General features: G+C 66.5%; 22 protein-coding genes. 17 read left to right on the top strand and 5 right to left on the bottom strand.

The features are described 5' to 3' along the window. Window positions 1-29: 29 nt before the first annotated feature. The 3 genes from ABZ909_RS12490 to ABZ909_RS12480 are packed head-to-tail and all read left to right on the top strand — an operon-like array spanning window position 30 to window position 1374. Window positions 30-287 (top strand): F0F1 ATP synthase subunit C, encoded by a 258-nt coding sequence (locus ABZ909_RS12490; RefSeq protein ID WP_040810042.1) that lies wholly within the window; start codon window positions 30-32, stop codon window positions 285-287. 26 nt (window positions 288-313) lie between these two features. Further along, a complete protein-coding gene (locus tag ABZ909_RS12485) occupies window positions 314-802 on the top strand; it encodes a F0F1 ATP synthase subunit B (protein WP_356998206.1) in 489 nt (162 codons plus the stop codon). Continuing rightward, window positions 799-1374 carry a hypothetical protein gene (locus ABZ909_RS12480; protein WP_356998204.1) on the top strand — a complete coding sequence of 192 codons (576 nt, stop codon included), beginning with the start codon at window positions 799-801 and terminating at the stop codon, window positions 1372-1374. Before ABZ909_RS12485 ends, ABZ909_RS12480 begins: the two co-directional genes overlap by 4 nt. Before the next feature lie 84 nt (window positions 1375-1458). On the opposite strand, the gene ABZ909_RS12475 is transcribed toward ABZ909_RS12480, so the two are convergent. Together ABZ909_RS12475 and ABZ909_RS12470 are read right to left on the bottom strand one after the other, a co-directional pair. Then, on the bottom strand, window positions 1459-2202 hold the full coding sequence (locus tag ABZ909_RS12475; RefSeq protein WP_356998202.1) for a VOC family protein: 744 nt from the start codon (window positions 2200-2202) through the stop codon (window positions 1459-1461). Continuing rightward, window positions 2199-3182: a helix-turn-helix domain-containing protein gene (locus tag ABZ909_RS12470; protein WP_356998201.1), complete on the bottom strand. Its 984-nt coding sequence runs from the start codon at window positions 3180-3182 to the stop codon at window positions 2199-2201. Before ABZ909_RS12470 ends, ABZ909_RS12475 begins: the two co-directional genes overlap by 4 nt. 181 nt (window positions 3183-3363) lie before the next feature. Between ABZ909_RS12470 and ABZ909_RS12465 the strand changes: the two genes are divergently transcribed. Further along, the gene (locus ABZ909_RS12465; protein WP_356998533.1) at window positions 3364-4668 is read left to right on the top strand and encodes an MFS transporter; all 1305 of its coding nucleotides are present in this window, start codon (window positions 3364-3366) and stop codon (window positions 4666-4668) included. A gap of 60 nt (window positions 4669-4728) precedes the next feature. Here ABZ909_RS12465 and ABZ909_RS12460 read toward each other — a convergent pair whose 3' ends face one another. Next, a complete protein-coding gene (locus tag ABZ909_RS12460; RefSeq protein WP_356998199.1) occupies window positions 4729-5169 on the bottom strand; it encodes a DUF3099 domain-containing protein in 441 nt (146 codons plus the stop codon). 59 nt (window positions 5170-5228) lie between these two features. Between ABZ909_RS12460 and ABZ909_RS12455 the strand changes: the two genes are divergently transcribed. The 8 genes from ABZ909_RS12455 (at window position 5229) to ABZ909_RS12420 (ending at window position 12335) form a co-directional block, all read left to right on the top strand. Next, a complete protein-coding gene (locus tag ABZ909_RS12455; protein WP_356998197.1) occupies window positions 5229-5462 on the top strand; it encodes a DUF3039 domain-containing protein in 234 nt (77 codons plus the stop codon). A gap of 133 nt (window positions 5463-5595) precedes the next feature. Continuing rightward, on the top strand, window positions 5596-5760 hold the full coding sequence (locus tag ABZ909_RS12450) for a hypothetical protein (protein WP_356998195.1): 165 nt from the start codon (window positions 5596-5598) through the stop codon (window positions 5758-5760). A gap of 844 nt (window positions 5761-6604) precedes the next feature. Then, complete coding sequence (locus tag ABZ909_RS12445) at window positions 6605-8062, top strand: glutamine synthetase family protein (RefSeq protein WP_356998194.1); 1458 nt, start codon at window positions 6605-6607, stop codon at window positions 8060-8062. Between the two features lie 48 nt (window positions 8063-8110). After that, window positions 8111-8866, top strand: coding sequence for a 2OG-Fe dioxygenase family protein (locus ABZ909_RS12440; RefSeq protein WP_356998192.1), 756 nt, complete (start codon window positions 8111-8113; stop codon window positions 8864-8866). After that, window positions 8863-9270: an adenosylmethionine decarboxylase gene (gene speD / locus ABZ909_RS12435; protein WP_356998190.1), complete on the top strand. Its 408-nt coding sequence runs from the start codon at window positions 8863-8865 to the stop codon at window positions 9268-9270. The genes ABZ909_RS12440 and speD overlap by 4 nt, the downstream gene beginning before the upstream one ends. 15 nt (window positions 9271-9285) lie before the next feature. Continuing rightward, the gene (locus ABZ909_RS12430; RefSeq protein WP_356998188.1) at window positions 9286-9711 is read left to right on the top strand and encodes an ester cyclase; all 426 of its coding nucleotides are present in this window, start codon (window positions 9286-9288) and stop codon (window positions 9709-9711) included. A 3-nt stretch (window positions 9712-9714) separates the two neighbouring features. Further along, entirely contained in the window at window positions 9715-10965 is a 1251-nt protein-coding gene (locus ABZ909_RS12425) for an aminotransferase class V-fold PLP-dependent enzyme (protein WP_356998187.1), read from the top strand. Continuing rightward, window positions 10962-12335, top strand: a complete 1374-nt coding sequence (locus ABZ909_RS12420; RefSeq protein ID WP_356998186.1) for an MFS transporter — start codon at window positions 10962-10964, stop codon at window positions 12333-12335. Before ABZ909_RS12425 ends, ABZ909_RS12420 begins: the two co-directional genes overlap by 4 nt. On the opposite strand, the gene ABZ909_RS12415 is transcribed toward ABZ909_RS12420, so the two are convergent. After that, a complete protein-coding gene (locus ABZ909_RS12415; protein ID WP_356998185.1) occupies window positions 12332-14005 on the bottom strand; it encodes an MFS transporter in 1674 nt (557 codons plus the stop codon). The two genes, ABZ909_RS12420 and ABZ909_RS12415, sit on opposite strands and share 4 nt — an antisense overlap. A gap of 342 nt (window positions 14006-14347) precedes the next feature. Here ABZ909_RS12415 and ABZ909_RS12410 point away from each other — a divergent pair, with 342 nt between their 5' ends. Together ABZ909_RS12410 and ABZ909_RS12405 are read left to right on the top strand one after the other, a co-directional pair. Continuing rightward, window positions 14348-14995 carry a response regulator transcription factor gene (locus ABZ909_RS12410; RefSeq protein WP_356998183.1) on the top strand — a complete coding sequence of 216 codons (648 nt, stop codon included), beginning with the start codon at window positions 14348-14350 and terminating at the stop codon, window positions 14993-14995. Window positions 14996-15028: 33 nt separating this feature from the next. Next, window positions 15029-16042, top strand: a complete 1014-nt coding sequence (locus tag ABZ909_RS12405; protein WP_356998181.1) for a TauD/TfdA family dioxygenase — start codon at window positions 15029-15031, stop codon at window positions 16040-16042. A gap of 14 nt (window positions 16043-16056) precedes the next feature. Here ABZ909_RS12405 and ABZ909_RS12400 read toward each other — a convergent pair whose 3' ends face one another. Beyond that, complete coding sequence (locus ABZ909_RS12400; protein ID WP_356998179.1) at window positions 16057-16515, bottom strand: helix-turn-helix domain-containing protein; 459 nt, start codon at window positions 16513-16515, stop codon at window positions 16057-16059. A 223-nt stretch (window positions 16516-16738) separates the two neighbouring features. Between ABZ909_RS12400 and ABZ909_RS12395 the strand changes: the two genes are divergently transcribed. The 3 genes from ABZ909_RS12395 (at window position 16739) to ABZ909_RS12385 (ending at window position 19936) form a co-directional block, all read left to right on the top strand. Next, window positions 16739-17596 carry an arginase family protein gene (locus ABZ909_RS12395; RefSeq protein ID WP_356998177.1) on the top strand — a complete coding sequence of 286 codons (858 nt, stop codon included), beginning with the start codon at window positions 16739-16741 and terminating at the stop codon, window positions 17594-17596. A 200-nt stretch (window positions 17597-17796) separates the two neighbouring features. Beyond that, window positions 17797-18543, top strand: coding sequence for a response regulator transcription factor (locus tag ABZ909_RS12390; protein WP_356998175.1), 747 nt, complete (start codon window positions 17797-17799; stop codon window positions 18541-18543). A gap of 94 nt (window positions 18544-18637) precedes the next feature. Further along, window positions 18638-19936 carry a cytochrome P450 gene (locus ABZ909_RS12385; protein ID WP_356998173.1) on the top strand — a complete coding sequence of 433 codons (1299 nt, stop codon included), beginning with the start codon at window positions 18638-18640 and terminating at the stop codon, window positions 19934-19936. The last annotated feature ends 31 nt before the right edge of the window (window positions 19937-19967 follow it).

Genomic DNA, 19967 nt, shown 5'->3' with positions numbered 1-19967 from the left:
CTATAACCCTTTGTCAAAGGAAGTGAAAAATGGCAGACCCAGCAACCGCGAGTATCGTCCAGGGCGCTCTCATCGGCGGCGGCATCATTCTGGCGGGCGGTGCCATCGGCGCGGGTATCGGTGACGGTCTGGCCGGCGCCGCTCTGATCAACGGTGTCACCCGGCAGCCGGAGGCGGAGGGCCGCCTGCGCGTGAACTTCTTCCTGACCGTGGGTCTGGTCGAAGCGGCATACTTCATCAATCTAGCGTTCATGGCATTGTTCGTATTCGCTACTCCCGGTAAGTAGACGTCATGATGTCTCCCAGAACGGATGTGGAGGCCGCGGGGAACTTCCTGGTTCCCAACGGCACCTTCTTCGCTGAGTTATTGATCTTCCTGATCGTGCTCGGAGTCATCTGGTTCTTCGTGGTTCCGCCCATACGAAAGGTGTTGGCGGAGCGGGAGGCACGTGTCGAGGTCACGACGGCGACCGCCAAGGAAGCCAGCGAAACCTTCGCCGAAGCCGAAGCGCGCTACGAGTCCGCGCTCGAGAAAGCCCGTGCGGAAGCGGCCGACATCCGCAACCAGGCCCGGGCCCAAGGGCGCGCGATCCTCGAGGAAATGCGCGGCGAGGCACAGAAAGAGGCCGACCAGATCGTGGCCGAGTCCACGGCGCACCTTCGCGCCGAGGCCGACCAGGTCGCCGCCGAACTACGCGAAGCCGTCGAACCACTCGCTCAGGACCTGGCCGGCCGGGTCCTGGGTGGGAACGATCGTGCCCGGACCAGCGCGGGCCAGCAGAGAGGACGGGGGTCTGCATGATCCTCACCGATACCCATCTCGCCGAGGGTATTTACAACATCACCTTCGATTGGCCCGTCTTCTTCAGCCAGCTGTTCGGCTTCGCTGTCATCGTGTGGTTCTTCGTGAAATACGTTGTGCCACCGGTGAAGAGGATCATGAACAACGCTCAGGACCAGATCCGGCGGCAACTCGAGGAGAGCGAGGCGGCGGCGCAGCGACTGGCCACCGCCAAGGCCGCCTACGACAATGCCGTCGCCGAGGCGCAGGCCGAACTCGACCGCATGCGCGAAGAGGCCCGGGCCGACGCCGATCGCATCATCCAGCAGATGCGCGAGGCCGCCGCGGCCGAGGTGGAGCGCGTGCGCAAGCAGGGCCGCGATCAGATCCTGCAGTACCGCAGGCAGATGATCCGCGACCTGGAGCAGGATCTGGCCGCCGCCATGCTCGCTCTCACCGAGGAGAAGGTGCGCGAGCAGATCGGTTCGCCCCAGGCACGGGCCGACAGCATCGAGAAGTTCCTCGAGGACCTCGAGGCGCTGGCCAACTCCGGCGAAGCGGCACGCCGCCAGCCGCAGACCGAGCGGAAGTAGCAAGACCAGCTACGTCGAAGCCCCTGCGTGCTTCCCGGCTCCGAGGAGCCTCGAAGCACTCGGGGGCTTCGGCGATCCCGAGTCTCAGGCCGGCGAGCGGCTGGTCAGGCAGTAGGGCTGGCCGGCGGGGTCCGCCATGACGATCCAGTGTTTGCCGAGCTCGACGCGGTGTGCGCCCAGCCGCTCGTGCCAGGTTGCCGTGGCCTCGATGTCGGTGCAGGCGATGTCCGGGTGCGCCGACGTGGGGCGGTCATCGCCGAGGCGTTGCAACAGCAGGTCGATCGGGAGGCCGGGACGCGCGGAGAGGCGGGCGAATTCCGGCAGGGTGCTGGGGCGCCAGGACCATTCGGTCAGGTCGGTCCAGAAACGGGCCTCGGTCTCGTAGTCGCCGGCGCCGATGTCGAGGCAGATCTGGTCGAGCCGGCTGCGGTCGCCGGCCGGGCCGGTCACGGTCGGGGTGAGCGGGCCCGCGGCATCGCGGAAAGGTGTGAAGCAGAAGGGCATTCCGGCGGGGGAGTGCAGGACGGCGTAGCCGATGCGCGAGGTGAGGATGTAGTCCGCGGCGAGAGTCGCGCCCAGCTGCTGGGCGCGCTCGGCGGCCGCGCCGACATCGTCGACGTCGAGGTCCAGATGCACGGACGCGGGGCCGTCGATTACCTGCATCTTGACCGTCGCGGCCCCGGAATCCGGTAGCAGCGTGACGAATTCGTCGCGCTCGCCCCGTGGTGCCGAGAGCTCGGTGCCGGTGACCGTGGTCCAGAACCGGGCGCTCTCGTCGAATTGTGCGGCGGGACGGTCCAGGAAGGCCCACATCCAGCGAATCGTCATGCTGTCTCCAGGGTTTCGTGTTTGCGGAAGGTTTTGCGGTAGGTCAGCGGCGGCACGCCCAGCTCCAGACGCATGTGGTGGCGCAGCGAGGCGGAGGTGCCCATGCCCGCACTGCGCGCCACCTCGTCGACGGTCAGGTCGGTGGTCTCCAGCAGATGCCGCGCGTGCCGGACCCGCTGCTGCAGGATCCACGCGCCCGGCGCCATGCCGGTCTCGGCCTTGAACCGGCGGGTGAAGGTGCGCACGCTCATATGAGCATGCGCGGCAAGCGAGTTCAGGTCCAGCTCCCGCTCCAGGCGGTCCAGCGCCCAGCGGCGGGTGGGTGCGGTGCCCTCGCTGCCCGACTCCGGGACCTGCCGCTCGATGAACTGCGACTGCCCGCCGTCACGCCACGGTGGCACCACGCAGTAGCGGGCCGCGCCATTGGCGGCGGCGCTGCCGTGATCGGTGCGGATCAGATCCAGGCACAGGTCGATGCCGGCCGCCAATCCCGCTGAGGACCAGACGTTTCCGTCCTGCACGAAGAGCAGGTTCTCGTCGAGGAGGACCTTCGGGTAGAGGGCGCGGAACCGGTCGGCGAACTGCCAGTGGGTGGTGGCGCGGCGGCCGTCCAGCAGGCCCGCTGCGCCGAGCACGAACGCGCCGGTGCAGATGGAGACGATGCGGGCGTCCGGGCGGATGGTGGCCAGCGCCTCGGCCACCCGGGGCGGCAGCGTGCCCTCCTGCCGCGGCTGGGTGATGCGGGTGCCGGGGACGATCACTGTGTCGGCACGGGCCAGCAGTTCGGGGCCGAATTCCGGGATGACGGTGTATCCGCCGGTGGCGGCGACACCGCCGGTGCCGACGCCGCAGGTGTGCACCTCGTAGAGCGGGTTGCCGTCGTTGTCGACGGCGGCGCCGAGCACCACCGGCGGGATCGACATGTCGAAGCCGACGGTCGGTTCCAGGACGAGAACGGCGACAAGATGGGGTGCCGGCACGATGCTCCTCTCGCGATGGCTGGATCTTGACGCATTGTGGCATTCTGGCCACTCGTGGCGAAAGGGCATTTCGGTCACGCTCGATCGGGTGAGCGAACTGAAGGACGATCTGGGCCGGGAATCATCGGATGGCACAACCCCGTTGGACGCTGCGCAGTCCACCGGCGCTGCGGAACCGACGGTGGCGGCGAGTGGTTCGGTGCCCTCCCTGCGCTCGGGGCCGCATCCGGCATGGATCGTGGCGGTGGTGGGCTTCATCGCGCTGCTGGGCGCGGCAGGCTTCCGCTCGGTGCCCGGTGTGCTCATGGACCCGCTGCACGAGGAGTTCGGCTGGTCGCATGGCACCATCGGCGCGGCGGTGTCGGTGAATGTGCTGCTGTACGGCCTGATCTCGCCGTTCGCGGCGGCGCTCATGGATCGCTTCGGTATTCGCCGGGTGGTGGCGTGCGCGCTGGTGCTGATCGCGGCGGGTAGCGGACTGACGGTGTTCATGACCCGGCCGTGGCAGCTCATGGCGACCTGGGGCCTGTTGGTGGGCGTCGGCGTCGGCTCGATGTCCATGCCGTTCGTGGCCACCATCACCGGGCGCTGGTTCGTGAAGCACCGCGGTCTGGTGACCGGCGTCCTCACCGCCGCGGGCGCGACCGGGCAGCTGGTCTTCCTGCCGCTGATCGCGAGCCTGGCGCGCGATCACGGTTGGCGCACACCGTCTCTCGTGGTGTCGGCGACGGCGCTGGCGGTGGTGCCGCTGGTGCTGCTGTTCATCCGCGACTTCCCCAGCGACGCCGGGGTGCGGGCCTACGGCGCCGAGCCGGGCAGCGAGGTCGGAGTGCGCACTTCGGCGGCCGGCGGCGCGGCCCGCGCGGTGACGGTGCTGGCGACCATTGTCCGCAAGCCTGTGTTCTGGCTGCTGGCAGGCGGTTTCGCCATCTGCGGGGCATCGACCAACGGCCTGATCGGCACCCACTTCGTGAGTGCCGCCCACGATCACGGCATGCCCGCCACTACCGCGGCCGGATTGCTGGCGACGGTGGGCATCTTCGATGTCGCCGGCACCATCGCCTCGGGCTGGCTCACCGACCGCGTGGACTCCCGCTACCTGCTGGTCGCCTACTACTCGCTGCGCGGCATCTCACTGCTGTTCCTGCCGATCCTCTTCGGACCCGACGTACACCCGAGCATGTGGGCCTTCATCATCTTCTACGGTCTCGACTGGATCGCCACCGTCCCGCCCACAGTCGCCCTGTGCCGCGCCCACTTCGGCGCGGACGGACCCGTCGCCTTCGGCTGGGTCTTCGCCTCCCACCAGATCGGCGCCGCCCTGGCCGCCTTCGGTGCGGGCGTCATCCGCGACGCGCAGGGCAGCTACACCATGGCCTGGTTCATCGCGGGCGGGCTGTGCGGGCTGGCGGCTCTGCTGTCAGCGGGGATTCGTCCTGTCGCGGTCACCAATGTCATGCCCGGCGAAGTGGTGACCACAGCATGACCGCGTTGTCGATGCCGACACTTTCGCGGTTGGCCGATGGTGTACTGACCGATCGCCGCGCTAACCGTCGATTGCGTTGTGCGGCCGTGATTCCAGCGCCGCCTGATCGCGTCGTCCGTCCCAGCGGCTGGGCTCGTCCTTGGTGCGGGGTGGGCGGTCGTTGGCGATGAGCACGGCGATCCACGGCAGCGGGATGGAAACGCCGATGATCAGGAGCGAGAGCCACCAGCTGTGCCACACGCTGTATGCAACGGCCGCGCCGATCAGGCACGGGATGCGCAAGGACATGATGGTGATGTACCGCCGCACCCGGTCGCGATGCTGCTGCTCGAGCGACAGGGCGGCCTCGGTGATCAGCGCCGGATGCTGTTTCTCCTCGCCCGGGAAGTAGCCCTGCGACTGGCGCGGTGGCTTCGGGATGGAACCGGCGGGATGGAACTCGACGTCCGGGCGATCCTCACCGCTCATGCCGTCGGTCTGGGATTCGCCGTCACGCTGCATACCCCGAGTCTTCCACTACCGCGCGTCGGATGCACACGCCGCCTGGCATGATTGAACCCGTGAGCGCAGACACCCTGGTCCGTCCGGACGAGACCACCGACGAGTCGACCGACAACGACACTCCCAAGGTCTTTCACTACGTCAAGAAGGAAAAGATCGCCGAGTCCGCGGTCATGGGCACCCACGTGGTCGCCCTCTGCGGCGAGGTCTTCCCGGTCACCCGTTCCCCCAAGCCCGGTTCCCCGGTCTGCCCGGACTGCAAGCGAATCTACGAGATGATGAAGAAGGGCTGACCGGTCCGGCTGATCGGAATCGGCCCGCGTGTCGCGGACGCTCAGCGGTTCAGGCGCAGGTAGCGGGCCATGCACTCGGCATTCCCCGACCGGGGTGGTCGGGCCGTGTCGCATGTCGATGAACAACCGCGGCGTGGCAGTGTCGGACCGGGACGGCGCGGCCGGGTGCAGTGCGCAGCAGCTCCGCCACACCGTCAGCCCGCTGCTGACCATGCCCAATCGGGTAGCGGCGGTGAACCCCGTGGCGCAGGCGGAGGCTTGGGAACGTTTCCTGTCTGCCATCGACCCGGGGTCGTGAGGGTAGCGATCGTCTCCGCTTCGACCGTTGTCGGTGCGGGTGAAGTCCAACCCTCCGATCGCCGGGCTCATGCTCCGGGCGCTGGTCGAGATCGCCTGGACCGTGCGCGGCACTGCGCATCGGGTTCCTGCTCGGGGGGTTGGCCAACGGACTGGATGCCCGGGCCTGGGAGTTATTGCCGACTTGACCGGATTGCAGGTCCGCCGGGTGCATTTTCGCGCTCACCGACGCCGGAATCGTGGGTTATGTCCTTCCGGTGCGCGCGGCCGCGCTGGAGACCGGGATCCGGATGGCCGATGGCGGTTCTGGGTCGACATCCCGCGGTATCTCGCGGCGGCGGATCTGCTGAGGGAGTTGCTGCGTTATGGCCGCGCTCGGCGCGTGCGGCCGCCGGTGGCGGGGGCTCGTCCTCGTCGAGCGGCATCGCCTCCAACGTGAGTTGATGACACCGTAGGCTGACGATGCGACGGCAGGTTGTTCGGATTCGAATCCGAACAACCTGCCGTCGTCATTTGTGCATGGCCTTTGGCTCGGCGTCGAATGGGGTGATGCCGCAATGGGTTTCGCGCATCAGTCGCATCGAGGCTAACTCATGATCCGGCCGGTCGCACATGGAATCTGCTTTGGTGCAAGCGAATCCGTGCTTACAGCGCTCGATCTCGCATCTGTGCCAGGGGTTGCTCACAGGGTTGCCGAGCCTTGCGCGACCCGTACGGCAGGTGCTAAAACGAGATTGGTTCCTGGACCGATCGCGGAAAACGGTTGGGATACAGGGTAATCCGACCACCCCCGTCGTGACGTTGATCTGACAGGCGTTGCGGCGCGAACGAAGGGGGGCAACCCCGTGGACATCGATGTCTTTCTGTCCGAGCCGGGACGCAGCGACGCGTGCAACGATGTTCGTAAGCTCATCGACAAGCTCGACATCCAGTACATCTACGTGCAATTCGTGTCGGTGACCGGCCGTGTGGTCGGCAAGGGCATGCCGGCCTCGCGATGGGAGGAGTTGGCGAACCGGGGCGTGCAGCTGGTGTACGGATCGGTGTCGAATGTCGCCACCGACCGACGCGGTCGCTACCTCGTATACGGCCCGGAAGCCTCCGAGCTGATCGCGATTCCGGAACCGGAGACCTTCGCCCAGCTGCCATGGGACGGCCGGGTCGCGCGGGTGTTCGCCCGGCTGTTCCGTAACCGGGAAGAACATGAAATGCCCGGCGCCGCACTAACTTCCGACTGCCGTGGCAATCTTGCCCAGCTGCACGACGCCTTCGCCGACCGGCACGGCATGCGGCTTCGGGTCGGCACCGAACCCGAGATGATGTGGCTGCGCCGTACCGCGGACAACGACCTGGTCGGCGTCACCAAACCGTACTGCTATCACGTCGACCAGCTCGAGGAGCTGCGCGATATCACCCTGCGGGTGCTTTCCTACGGCAGGGCGCTGGGTCTGGACATGATCCAGGGCGACCACGAGGACGCGCCCGGGCAGCTCGAGCTGAATTTCCGGTTCGACGATCCCTTGCGCAATGCCGACCGGCTCCTCACCTACCGGCAGATCTGCCGTCAGGTGGCACGGGAATTCGATGTCATCGCCTGCTTCATGACCAAGCCGTTTCCGGGGCTGTCGGCATCCGGTTGTCATCACAACCTCTCGCTGTGGCGTGACGGCGACGACGAGATCGTCCCGGCGGAAGCCGAGACCACCATGCCCGCCGTGCGGAGCTACCGCGGCGGTGGCGTGAACCTGCTGACCGAAGGCCGGTCGGCGGGGTCGAATCCGCAGCAGCTCAACGATATTGCCAGGCGCATGGTTGGCGGGATCGTCACGCATCTGCCCGCGCTCACCGCCCTCGGCGCGTCGACGGTGAATTCCTACCGCCGCCTGCTGGATACCGGGTTGTGGGCGCCCGTGGCGGCGGGCTGGGGATTCCAGAATCGCACCTGCGCGGTCCGGGTATCGGCGCCGGATCGGGTCGAGTACCGCACCGCCGATTCCATGGTCAACCCCTATCTGATGGCGGCGGGCCTGCTCGCCGCGATCGACGACGGCCTGCGCAACGACCTGCATCCCGGTCCGCCGACGGCCGCAAACAGCTACGACGGCACGCCGGACCCGCAACGCAGTCTCCCGATGAATCTCGGTGCGGCACTGGAGGCACTCGACCGCGACGAGGTCCTGCGGTCGGCGCTGCCGGGCGATATGTATCGCGTGTACACCGCCCACAAACTCGATGAATGGGAACGATTCCTGGCGACGACCAGCGAGTGGGATTTCGACTTCTATCTCGACTACGTGTCGTGATCGCCCGCTCGGTATCGACACCGAGCGGCTCGCACAGAAGAGGATACGATGACCTCATCAATTGATACCGAGCTCTTCGACGCCCTACCCACCGACCGCTTCGACAGCGACCCGGTGATCCTGCTGCCCGGAAAACCGACGGCAGCACTCCCGCGGGAGATCGTCACCGGACTCGCCGAATTGGCAGAGGATTTCGACGATCTGGCCGACGACCGGTGGCTGAAGACGGAATACGCCTTCCGGAAGCGCAGATTCAGCCTCTTCGCGGCGGATACCGCCGCACGTCGCATCGACCTGCTGGAACACCGTGCGTTCTATCAGGATTCGGAGCTGAATCCCTATGCGGGCGGATTCGAGCGGAAATTCGAACCGCTCGCGGAGCGAACGAGGAGGAATCCCTTTCTGCATCAACTGATGTGGGACGTGCTCGCGGTGCTCCCGGCGGAGCGCCTGAGCGCGGCGCGGTACTGGGAGATCGGAGTGCATCTGATCCGGATCGTCGCGCAGCCCGGTAAACCCGGATATCCGGCGCCGGAAGGAATGCACCACGACGGACATGCCTTCACCTCGATTTCGCTCATCAACCGAACGAATGTGGCGGGTGGGCGCAGCCTTTTCGCCGATCTGGACGGCGTGGTGTATCGCAAACTCGAACTGGAGGCGCCGATCGACACCGTGGTGTTCGAGGATCCGCGACTGCTGCACGATGTGACACCGGTGACGGTGGCCGCCGACGCCACCGAGGCCGCCCGTGACGTGTGTGGCTTCTCGCTCAACCCGCTTCTCGCGGAGCAGCCCCGATGACGGAGATAGTGGCCGCATCGATACCACAGTTGCGTGCGGCGGGCACCCATCTGCTCGTCGATCTCATCGGCGCGAGCCGTCTCGACGATCCCGAATTGGTCGAGCGGACCCTGCGCGAATGCGTGCGGGTCACCGAGGCCTCGCTGCTGTACATCTATGTGCACCATTTCGGTGGCGCCGGCGGGGTCACCGGTGTCGCGGTGCTCGCGGAATCACACATCAGCATCCACAGCTGGCCGGAGTACGAATACGCCGCGGTGGATATCTTCACCTGCGGCACCACGGACCCGGAAACGGCGATTCCGGTGCTGGAAGCCGCGTTTCGTCCGAAACGTGCCACCGTCCAATGGATCAAACGCGGGCGTGCGGCATTCGTCGCGGGACCGAATGGCCAGTTCCGGTAATTCGAAGGAGACATCATGACCGACACCGGTAGCCGCCGCGATCTCATGCGGCACGTATACGAGGGAATCTGGATCGGTGAACTCTGGAACCACGGTGATCCGGCGGGTGGCCGAGTGCTTGCGGAGGATTTCTTCGATCACCGCCCCATCGACGCGTTTCCGAATACGAAACCGGGACACGTGGCCATGGCCCTCGATTGGCACCAGGCCTTTCCCGACTTCAAGTTCGTCATCGAAGACGTGCTCATCGACGGTGACAAACTCGTTGCCAGATACAACTCCTCGGGCACGCATACCGGTGTGCTGTCGGGCGTCGCCGGGACCGGGCGTACGGTATCGCTGACGGGGATCGACATCATGCGATTCGATGCCGACAATCGGCTCGCGGAGTGGTGGCACAACGAGGACATCTACGGTCTGATGCAACAGATTACGGAGTGACGCGTGGAAACGACTGCCGAACAGCGCCAGCACTTCGAACAGCTCGATGCCGTCGATCCGTTGTCCGACGTGCGGGCGCTGTTCGATCTGCGAGACGACCGCGTCTTCTTCAACGGGAATTCGCTGGGCCCGCCGCCGCGCGAAACCTGGGACCGGCTCGAGGTGGCCATGCGGCGCTGGCGCGACGACATGAACGCGGGCTGGTGGGATCACCAGTGGCTGCGGCTGCCGGTCACCACCGGCGACCGGATCGGCCGCCTCATCGGCGCGGCTCCCGGCCAGGTGGTGGTGGGCGAATCCACCTCGGTCAACCTCTTCAAATTGCTGTGCGGCGCAATGGAATTGCAATCGGGCGCCGCCGGGGGAGCGCGGTCGGTGATCCTCACCGACCACGACAATTTCCCGAGCGATCTGTACATCGCCGACGGTGTGGCGCGATACGTCCGCCCGGATGCGACGGTACGCCGGGTGCCCACCGAGGAGATCGTCGATCACCTCGACGCGGACGTGGCGGTGGTGCTGCTCAGCCACGTCGATTACCGCACCGCGCAACTGCTACCGATGCGCCGGATCAACGAGCGCGCACACGCCGCCGGGGCGCTCGTGCTGTGGGATCTGTCGCACAGCGCAGGCGTCGTCCCCGTCGAGGTGGATGCCGCGGGCACCGATTTGGCGGTCGGCGCCGGATACAAGTATCTCAACGGCGGGCCGGGCGCACCCGGTTACATGTATGTCGCCGAGCGGCTGCTGCCCGGCTTCCAGCAGCCGATCACCGGATGGCTGGGGCACGCGCGGCCGTTCGACTTCACCGCCGACCATCGGCCCGATCCCGGGATAGCCCGCTTGACCACTGGTTGCCCGCCGCTGCTGAGTCTGCTCGCCCTCGATGCCGGGGTGCGGCTCACCGCACGGGCCGATCCGCGGGCGGTGCGCGCCAAATCCCTTGCGCTCGTCGCGGAATTCGTCGCACTGGCCGAGGCCCGGCTGGCCCGTTTCGGCGTCGAGGTGACCGGACCCGCCGACAGCGCACAGCGCGGCAGTCACGTGTCGCTGCGCTGTGCATCGGCCCCGCGTCTCGCGGAAGGCTTGGCGGCCCGTGGTTTCCATCTCGAACTGCGGCCACCGGACCTGCTGCGCTTCGGGCTCGCGCCGCTCTATATCCGGCATGTCGATGTCTTCGATTGCGTCGACGCGCTCGAACGACTGCTCGCCGACGACACCGTCGGGACGGTTCAGGGCGGCCCGCGCCGGTGACGGTTGTCGCGACCATCGGGGCCCGGCGGCGCTGGCTGGCGCTGACGGTGGTGCTGGCCGGTCAATTCATGGCCTCGATGGACACCACCGTCGGCAATATCGCGGCGCCGTCGATCCAGCGGGATCTGGGGGTCGAGCCGGGCACGGCCGCGCTCGCCGTCGCGGCCTACACCTTGATGTATGCGAGCCTGCTGATCACCGGCGCGCGACTCGGCTCCGATCGCGGGAGGCGGCGGCTGTTCCTGATCGGGATCGCGGTGTTCACCGTGAGCTCCGTCGTCACCGGCGCGGCGCCCGGCGCGATCGTGCTGATCGGAGCGCGGGCGGTGCAGGGTGTCGGCGCGGCAATGGCTGTCCCGCAAGCGATCTCGTTCATCCAGGCCGATTTCGCCGGCACCGCGCGGGCGCGCGCACTTGCCGCCTACGGCGCGATGATCTCCCTCGGCGCGACCGCGGGGCTCGCCTTGGGCGGCGCGCTGATCGGTCTCGATATCCTGGGGCTCGGCTGGCGGATCGTCTTCTTGATCAACCTCCCGGTGGGACTGGTCGTCCTGGCCGGTGCGGCCAGGCTGCTGCCCGCGATCGCGGTCGCTCCGCGGCGGCTCGACCTGATCGGGGTGGGCATGCTGACCGTCGGCGCGGCCGCTGTCACCGGTGCGCTCGCGCTCGGCCCCGACACCGGGTGGAGCAGGCTCGACTGGGCGATCGGCGCGCTCGGCATCGCGGTAGTGGCGGCGTTCGTCGCGTGGCAGCGAAATCAACTGGCCCGCAATGGTTCCCCACTGTTCGACCTGCGCATCATGGCGGTGCCCGGCGTGCGGCCGGGTCTGGTCGCGTTGCTGCTGTCGGGTACCACCTACACCGGCGTCCTGTTCTGTGTCGCCGCCGATCTCCAGGACCATCACGGGTACGGGGCCGCGGCGGCCGGACTCGCGCTGGTGCCGTTCGCGGTCGGCTTCGGTATCGGCTCGGCGCCGGGATCACTGGTGCCGCACCGGCGGCACCCTGCGCTGACCATCGTGGGTCTCGGGATTCTCGGCGCCTGCCTGATCGCGCTCGGCGCGGCCGATCATCTCCGGCCGAGCGCGGCGGGGGTGCTGGTGCTCGGGGCGGCCGGATTCGGCTACGGCGCCTGCTTCACGCCGCTGCTCGGATTGACGGTGGCGCACGTCCGCCCCGACCAGGTGCCCGATGCCACCGGTATCGCCACCACGACATTCCAATTCAGTTTCGTGCTCGGGGTCGCGCTCTTCGGCAGCGTCTACGCCGCCGCGGGCCTCGGGCGGGCGCTGGAGATCATGGGCACGCTCGCGTGCGTCGCGATCTTGCCCGCGGCGGCGATGTGTCCCGCGGACAGCCGAGCGGGCTAGTGGGTACGGAGTAGTTCGGCGGCGGTGATGCTTTCGAGTTGCCGGTGCCGGGTTTCCGGGCCGAAGGCGATGAGCGCCACGATGGCGAGAGCCAGCGGGACGACCCCGAGCGCCGCGGTCACCCGGCTGGACGGGGCGGCGATCGCCATCGCGACGGTCGCGAGGATGAACACCCCGCCGGCCTTCGTCGCGCCCGCGGACAGCCCACTGCCCCGGGCGCGTACGACCGTCGGGTAGACCTCCGCGGTGTAGGCGGCGAGCACGGAGTTGAGGATGCTGATTCCCCAGACCGGGACGACGAGCAGGGTGTAGAGCAGCGCGTGGTTGTCGGCGACATGGTCGCCGAGTATCGCGAAGGCGGCGAGCGCGGCGCTCATCAGGGCGCCGACCAGGATCACGGTCTTCTTGCTGCTCCAGAATCCGTACAACAGCGCGATCGGCACGCTGAGCGGGAATCCGATGATGGCGGCATTGCGGAGCACGATGCTGGCATTGGCTTCGGAGAACCCGAGGCGTTGCAGATTCGACGGCATCCATTGCTGGAAGCCGTATTGCGTGGTGCCGATGCTGACCGCGAGCAGCACGATCGCCGCGGACAGGCCGAGGAAAGGGCCGGTGAACAATTGCGCCGATCCGCTGCGCAGCCGCTGCTCGACACTCGGTTCGGATCCGGTTTCTACGACTTCCGCGCCGTAGCGGCGCATGACCGCGCGGGCTTCCTCGGCGCGGCCGTGTTGCAACAGGAATCGGGGCGACTCGGGAATCCAGCGGTTGAGCACGAGCAGAATCAGACCGGTGGGCAGCCCGATCAGCCACAGCAGTCGCCAGCCGAAATGCTCCGGTGACGCCCACGTCGCGGCGAGCCAGCTGACAATGATGTAGGCGCCCGCGATGTCGCTGCCGATGAGCACCATCATCCAGCCGCGATGCTTGCGCGGCACCGTCTCCGACAGCAGCGTGAAGGTGATCGGCAGCATGCCGCCGACACCGAGCCCCATGATGAAACACGTGACCAGGTTCATCCAGTACTCGGGCATGGTGCCGCAGCACGATGTCGCGATGAAGATGACCGCGCTGAGCAGGATCGAGGCGCGGCGGCCGATCCGATCACCGAGCCATCCCCACAGGAACGACCCGGCCATCGTGCCGCCGATGCCGGAGAGCGGGTAGAGCCCGATCGGCAACGCGTGCGCGTGCGGGCTGAGCGGGCCGCGAAGGCCGTATTCGCTTGCGGCGCCGGGCGTGAGGAAGGCGAAGGCGACCGGCTTCATCACGTCGATCGTGATCGCGATGGCGATGACTGCGAGCAGGGCGATGTGCGCGGGCCGGATGGGGGCGTCGTCGAGTGGTGTCACGCTGATCTGGCTCGAGCGGAGGCCGGCCGGTTGCCTGCGCGGGAAGAGACTGTAGGCGGTCCATCCCACACCGATGACGGTCAGGGCCATGCCGATGGCCATCTCTCCGGTCACCGGCATGCCCGCCAGCTGGTAGTGCATCGACCGCGCCGAATAGAACATCGGCAGCTGGAGCAGCACGCCGAGGATCGTGAGGCCGACGCCGATCCGGAAGGCGGCCGGATGCTCGTAGGAGGCACCGTCGAAACGCCTACCGCGCTTCAGACGCGTGCCGGACGTGGTGGCGGTGTATTGTTGTGCCGCACGCGAATTCATTCGGCATCCTCCGAAACCCGGTGTGAACGAACGTGACTCCTGCCACCTAACGATCTTGTGGCCACACGGAACTCACCGCATCCCCCCGATCGGGTGTGCTCGAATGGCGTTGTGTTGCAGTGCTTCTCGATGAACACAGTCCGATAGGCGCGGCTCCTGGGGCGAGTGACCGAAGTCACTTTCGGGCGGTGTCCGGTTAAACCGAACGTTGGTAGTTTTGGTCTTGGAACGAGACTGATTAACTTTGGGAGTTGACCCATGGGCACTGAGTCGGAGTTATACGGAGCGGTCGGACCGACCGCGATCGAGTCGCCCGGATCGGTGCCGGACATGTTTCCGAACATGCAGCGTCCCAGTGTATTACGCCACATCAGGCTGGTGTTGGCATCCGATTCCCCGTACGCGCGCGAGGAATTCGAGGAGACCGTCACCACGGGCGCGCAATTCGAGCTGGCGGGCACCTGTACCTGGCGCGAGGTGCTGCCCTGCTGTGAGCGGCTGCGCCCGGACCTGGTCGTGTTGGACGGGTCCGTGCAGCCGGCGATCGGCTGGACGGACATTGTCCGCCGATTACGCGAGCTGGACCAGGACTCGAAAATCGCTCTCCTGCTGGGCGGTGCGGCGGGTGAGGTGAGTGTCGAGGAGCTGGACGCGGTGCTCTCGGCGGAGTTCGGCATCACCGCGATCCTCGAGGCGCTGCAGGTGCTGGTTTCGGGTGCGGTGGTATCGGTGGGCCCGCGCCCGGCGGTTCCTCGTGACGACGATCTTGTTTCGTATTATGATGCGCGAGAACGTGTTTCGGCTTTGACCAGCCGGGAGCGGGAGATCCTGCTGCTGATCACCGATGGTCTGTCGAATCGAGCGGTCAGCTCCCGATTGCGCATCAGCCCGGACACCGTCAAGGAGCACGTGAGCCGGATTCTGGGAAAGCTGGAGGTGGCGAGCCGACTCGAAGCCGCGGTGGTCGCGGTGCGCGCGGAGTTCGGATAGGACACACTACCGGGAAGAGAGGCTCGATCCGACATGACTGCCGTATCGGATTTCATTCGCACAGAAACCATTACCGGACCGGCGGCGTGGGTGCCCGGTGACTTCTCGGACCCGAGTCTGTGGACCGTCTCGATCACCGCCGACGACACCGCGGAATTGTTCGCCGCGCTCGGCCATGCCCGGAGTACCGGCAAGGAGATGCGGGTTATCACCCGGTCGGACTTCCCGCTCGACGGTCTGGCGCGCAAGCTCGCCGACGTGTCCCGCGAACTCGTGTTCGGCCGGGGATTCGTTGTGCTGAGCGGGTTCCCGATCGGCGATGACATCCCCCGCGCCGATGTCGAGCTGATGTACTGGGGTCTGTGTGCGCATCTGGGGATCGCGGTGACGCAGAACGGGTTGGGCGAGATCATCGTCGCGGTGAAGAATTACCGCAATGGCGGCTTGTCGAACACGGCCACCCGCGGCTATCAGACGAGCGAGCCGCTGCCCTTTCATACCGACAGTCCCGATATTGTCGGATTGTTGTGCCTGACGTCGTCGGGCGAGGGTGGCGTCAGCAGCCTGACGAGTTCGATGACGATCCACAACGAGTTGGTGCGCAATCATCGTGAGCTGCTCGGCCTTTACTACGCCGGGTTCTACTACGATCGGCGCGACGAACAGGCCAGCGGTGAGCGGCCGTACTACCGAAATTCGGTCTACGCCTGGCACGACGGGATTTTGACCTGCCGGTACTACCTGCGCCAGTTCATCGAGTCCGCGCACCAGCGGTACGGTATCGAGGTGTCAGCGGTGGAACGACTGGCGCTGGACACCTTCGAGGCGATCGCGAATCGGCCCGAGTTCAAGCTGAGCATGCAGATTCGCCCCGGCGACATCCAACTACTCAACAACAATGTCGTCGTCCATGCCCGCGACGCATTCGTCGATTCCGCCGAGATATCCCGGGAGCTGTTGCGGCTGTGGCTGAATCCGTTCGACGCCCCGACCCCGCCGCCCGGCCATGCGGCCTTCCGTGAGGGCATGCCGTTGAAGCAGTCGTGAACTCCTTTGCGCCATCACAATTTATGGAACCTCGGGCCCGGCCCGGGAACGGGGACGATGTCCGGCGTAGTGAGCGGGGCGCCGCAGGCGTCGCAGGTCAGCGTGATGTGCGCCTGGCCGGTGCAGTGGCGATGGTTGAAGTACATGGGAGGGCCGTCCGGCGCCATGTAGCGGTCGCCCCATTCCCGGAAAGCCATGAGTATCGGCAGGATTTCGTGACCCTTCTGGGTCAGGCGGTATTCCTCGTAGGCGCTGTTCGGTTGCTTCTGTTTGGTGAGGATGCCGTGCTCGAGGAGCCGGTCGAGCCGATCCCGCAGGCGACTGCGCGAGATTTCGAGCGCTGCCTGGAAGCCGTTGAAGCGGCTGACCCCATTGAGGGCGGCCTTGAGGATCAGCAGCGTCCAGCGGTCGCCGAGCACCACCAGCGGCCGGGTGATGGAGCAGGGGACATTCTCGAGCTCTTCGTATCGCATGGGGGACATCGTATCGATCGATCGGTTTCAAATTGAGATCAGAGCTGCTACCATCTGGTCTTGATTCGAGACCAGATAGTGGGGGCACTGCGGCTTCGAATGCTGATCGGTTCGACATACCTATGCCTTCAAGGGGGTATCAGAAATGCTCGGGCAAGCGAACTTTGGACTCAGCTGTGGGCCTAGAACCTTTTTCCGGCTGCCGCACAGGGAGATTCGGCAGGTGGAATTCGGGGACGGGGCCGATGTGATGATCCTGGGTGTCCCGGTCGACGGGATGGCGGGCTATCGCGGCGGGGCCCGTTTCGGACCGGATGCGGTGCGTTCGGCCAGCGCCTATGTCGATTACGAAGGCCGGGTGCGGAATCTGGTGGTGGGCGATACCGTCACCGTCGTCGACGGCGGCGATGTCGAAATCACCCCGGGAAACCACGCGCAGACCCTGGAACTCATCGAGAAGCATATCGATCAGCTGCATCGGGCCGGGATCCTGCCGGTCCTCATCGGTGGCGACCACAGTCTCGCGGTGGCCGAATTACGTTCCGCCGTCAAGCAATACGGCCCGATGTCGCTGGTCCAGTTCGCCGCGCACGGCCGCGCGGAGTCGCCCGCCACGGTGCGTGCGCTGGGTGAGGGATTGATCGATCTGCGCACCAGTGTGCAGATCGGCGTCCGGGGCACCGGCGCGGCGAACGATGAGGGCGGGCGCGACTTCGGGATGCGGACCGTCACCACGGACGAGGCGCTGGCGCTCGGCCCGGCCGGGGTGGCGCGCGTGATCGCCTCCGTGGTCGGCGACCGGCCGGCGGCGCTGTCGTTCGGAATCGACTTCGTAGACCCCGCCTTCGCCCCGGGCACCTCGGCGCCGGAGGTGGGTGGGCCCTCATCGGCCTTTGCCCTGGCCACCCTGCGCAGGATGCGGCCACCGAATCTGAAGACGGTGTCGCTGGTGGAGATGTCACCGCCCTACGATCATGCCGATATCACCGCGCACCTGTGCGCCGCGGTACTGCTCGAAATGCTGGGGCTGACCGCGGACGGCAAGCGGTGTCGCATCGGTGAGCCGGTGGAGGCGGGCTGACTCCGTCGGCCGGGCGCGAATTCGCAGCCGGTGCCGGCGCCCACCCGATCGGGGGGATGTCGATCGCCCGCAGTGTGTTTAGGATTTCTTTCTCGAGCGGGTCGTGACCTTCGATGCACGGTGACGTGGTTCTCCCCGATGGTGTGGACATCGGTTCCGGCTGGCGGACCAGAGGTCGATTTTCGAACTGGGAGCCTGGCATGCAGATTTCACGCGGAATCGGACTGGAACGCCAACTGCTGAATCGCCACCGAACTATCAGCGAGATACCGTGTCCGGCGCGACCGACCCGGCACACCCTGGTGGTCGCCTCCGATTCCCCGTATCTCCATGACGATTTCGAGCAAGCGATGGCCTCGATCCAGGGGCTGGTGCTGGCGGGGACGTCATCGTGTCGCGAGATTGTGAAGAAGGCGCTGCGCTGGCGCCCCGACATCGTCCTGCTGGACGCGTCGGTGGCGCCGCTGCCCGGGCTGCCCACCGTCGTGCGGCACCTGCGCTCGCTGGCGCATCCGCCGCTGGCCGGCTTGCTGGTGCAGAGCGGCGCCGCGCGCGCCGAGATGGAACACGTCGACCTCGTGCTGGCGGCCGATTTCGGCGTGCACGCGGTCCTCCGGGCGCTGCAACTGGTGGCCTCGGGTGTCATGGTGTCCGCGGCCCCGTCGACCCGCCGGCCGCTCGCCTCCTACTTCGCCGATCCCGAAGCGCAACAACGGATGTCGAGTCTGACCGAGCGAGAGCGTGACATCCTGCTGCTCATCATCGATGGACTGTCCAATCGCGAAGTCGGTGCGCGGCTGTACATCAGCCCGGACACGGTGAAGGAACACGTGAGCCGGATCCTCACCAAGCTCGAGGTGGCCAGCCGCATCGAGGCGGCGGTCGCTGCCGTGCGCGCGGAACTCCGGCAGTCCGCGGGTCCAGTGGTCGATCGACGAGAGTGCTAGGGGCCAGCCAACTTTCACCCAATCGGGGGGATGTCCACCCGAATCCGACCCTCTTAGAATTCGTTCGGTTGTGCATGCGGATGAGGTGGATACGATGACGTTGCAATATTGGCTACGTTGGTTGTCGCTGCAAGGAGTGCCACGGCTGGTGTTGCGCGTTCAGTCCCGGCGCGGTGACACCTTCGCCCGGATGATGGGCCCGGAGGGGATCAGGGATCCACACCCGTACATCGAACAGATTCGCGCGCAAGGCAAGTTGGTGAAGACGCCGCTACCCTGGGCGACCTGCGACCACGCGCTGGTTCGAACAATCCTGCGGGATAACCGATTCGGTGTGCGCAGCTCTGCCAGGATCGAGATCCCCAAGGTGCTGGCGAAGTTCGCCAATCGCATGCCGCCGCCCGCCAATCCGGCCGATCCGCCCGCGATGCTGCGGATGAATCCACCCGAACACACCACGATGCGCAAGCCGGTCGTCTCGGCGTTCACTCCGCGTGCGGTCGAGAAGCTGCGCGAGCGGGTCGAGACCGTCACCGAGGAGTTGCTCGACGCCATGCCCTCGGACGGCTCGGTCGATATGGTCGAGGCGTTCGCCTCGCGGGTACCGATCGCGATCATCTTCGAAATGCTCGGGCTGCCGCGGGCGGATATGGAGCAGTTCCTTTTCTGGGGCGAAGAGATGACACCGATGCTCGACGTCGGCATCTCCTGGAGCAAATACCACCGTGCCATGCGATCGGCTCAGCAGCTGAACGACTACCTGGACCGGCACATCGAGCGATTGCGCTGTGAACCGGGCGAGGACGTGCTGAGCAATATGATCACGGGCAGCCAACTGGACCACTATGCGCTCAAGGCGAATACCAGCATCATCATCGGCGCCGGTTTCGAGACCACCGCCAATTTGATCGGTCACGCCATCACCCTGTTGCTGAATCATCCCGAGCAGCTGGACCGGCTGCGCGCGGAACCGGAGTTGTGGCCCAATGCCGTCGAAGAGGTGCTGCGTTATGAGCCGCCGGTGTTCATCACGGCCCGGTCCGCGCTGACCGAGCTCGAATTGGAGGGAGTGCAGCTGCCGCAGGGCGCCATGATCATGCTGTCGCTGGCGGGCGCCAACCGTGATCCGGCGGTATTCGACGATCCGCACCGATTCGATGTCACGCGTCCGAACGCCAACGAGCACTTGGCGTTCAGCAGTGGCGTGCACGCCTGCTTCGGCGCCAACCTGGCCCGGATGGAGGCCGGTTACGCGCTGCGTGCGATGTTCGAGCGGTTCCCCGATATGCGGCCGGCCGGCCCACCCCGGCTCCGGCAGCAGTTGACGTTCCGTGGCTACGCGCAGGTGCCGGTCCGGCTCGGACCCGCGGTGCATGCCACTTCCCGCCATTAAATTGTAGTTAATTATTTTCGGTGAAAAATGT

Source organism: Nocardia sp. NPDC046763 (genome assembly GCF_040645495.1).
In the GTDB taxonomy this organism is placed as follows: domain Bacteria; phylum Actinomycetota; class Actinomycetes; order Mycobacteriales; family Mycobacteriaceae; genus Nocardia.
The sequence above is the reverse complement of the archived record's forward strand: the minus strand, read 5'-3'. Positions and strand labels throughout refer to the sequence as shown.

Excerpts from the sequence above, each read along its gene's own strand:
- ABZ909_RS12480 (WP_356998204.1), top strand. The coding sequence starts at position 799 with ATGATCCTCACCGATACCCATCTCGCCGAGGGTATTTACAACATCACC.
- ABZ909_RS12410 (WP_356998183.1), top strand. The coding sequence starts at position 14,348 with ATGCAGCGTCCCAGTGTATTACGCCACATCAGGCTGGTGTTGGCATCC.
- ABZ909_RS12490 (WP_040810042.1), top strand. The coding sequence starts at position 30 with ATGGCAGACCCAGCAACCGCGAGTATCGTCCAGGGCGCTCTCATCGGC.
- ABZ909_RS12390 (WP_356998175.1), top strand. The coding sequence starts at position 17,797 with ATGCAGATTTCACGCGGAATCGGACTGGAACGCCAACTGCTGAATCGC.
- ABZ909_RS12440 (WP_356998192.1), top strand. The coding sequence starts at position 8,111 with ATGACCTCATCAATTGATACCGAGCTCTTCGACGCCCTACCCACCGAC.
- ABZ909_RS12475 (WP_356998202.1), bottom strand. The coding sequence starts at position 2,202 with ATGACGATTCGCTGGATGTGGGCCTTCCTGGACCGTCCCGCCGCACAA.
- ABZ909_RS12460 (WP_356998199.1), bottom strand. The coding sequence starts at position 5,169 with ATGCAGCGTGACGGCGAATCCCAGACCGACGGCATGAGCGGTGAGGAT.
- ABZ909_RS12400 (WP_356998179.1), bottom strand. The coding sequence starts at position 16,515 with ATGCGATACGAAGAGCTCGAGAATGTCCCCTGCTCCATCACCCGGCCG.
- ABZ909_RS12430 (WP_356998188.1), top strand. The coding sequence starts at position 9,286 with ATGACCGACACCGGTAGCCGCCGCGATCTCATGCGGCACGTATACGAG.
- ABZ909_RS12405 (WP_356998181.1), top strand. The coding sequence starts at position 15,029 with ATGACTGCCGTATCGGATTTCATTCGCACAGAAACCATTACCGGACCG.
- speD (WP_356998190.1), top strand. The coding sequence starts at position 8,863 with ATGACGGAGATAGTGGCCGCATCGATACCACAGTTGCGTGCGGCGGGC.
- ABZ909_RS12385 (WP_356998173.1), top strand. The coding sequence starts at position 18,638 with ATGACGTTGCAATATTGGCTACGTTGGTTGTCGCTGCAAGGAGTGCCA.
- ABZ909_RS12415 (WP_356998185.1), bottom strand. The coding sequence starts at position 14,005 with ATGAATTCGCGTGCGGCACAACAATACACCGCCACCACGTCCGGCACG.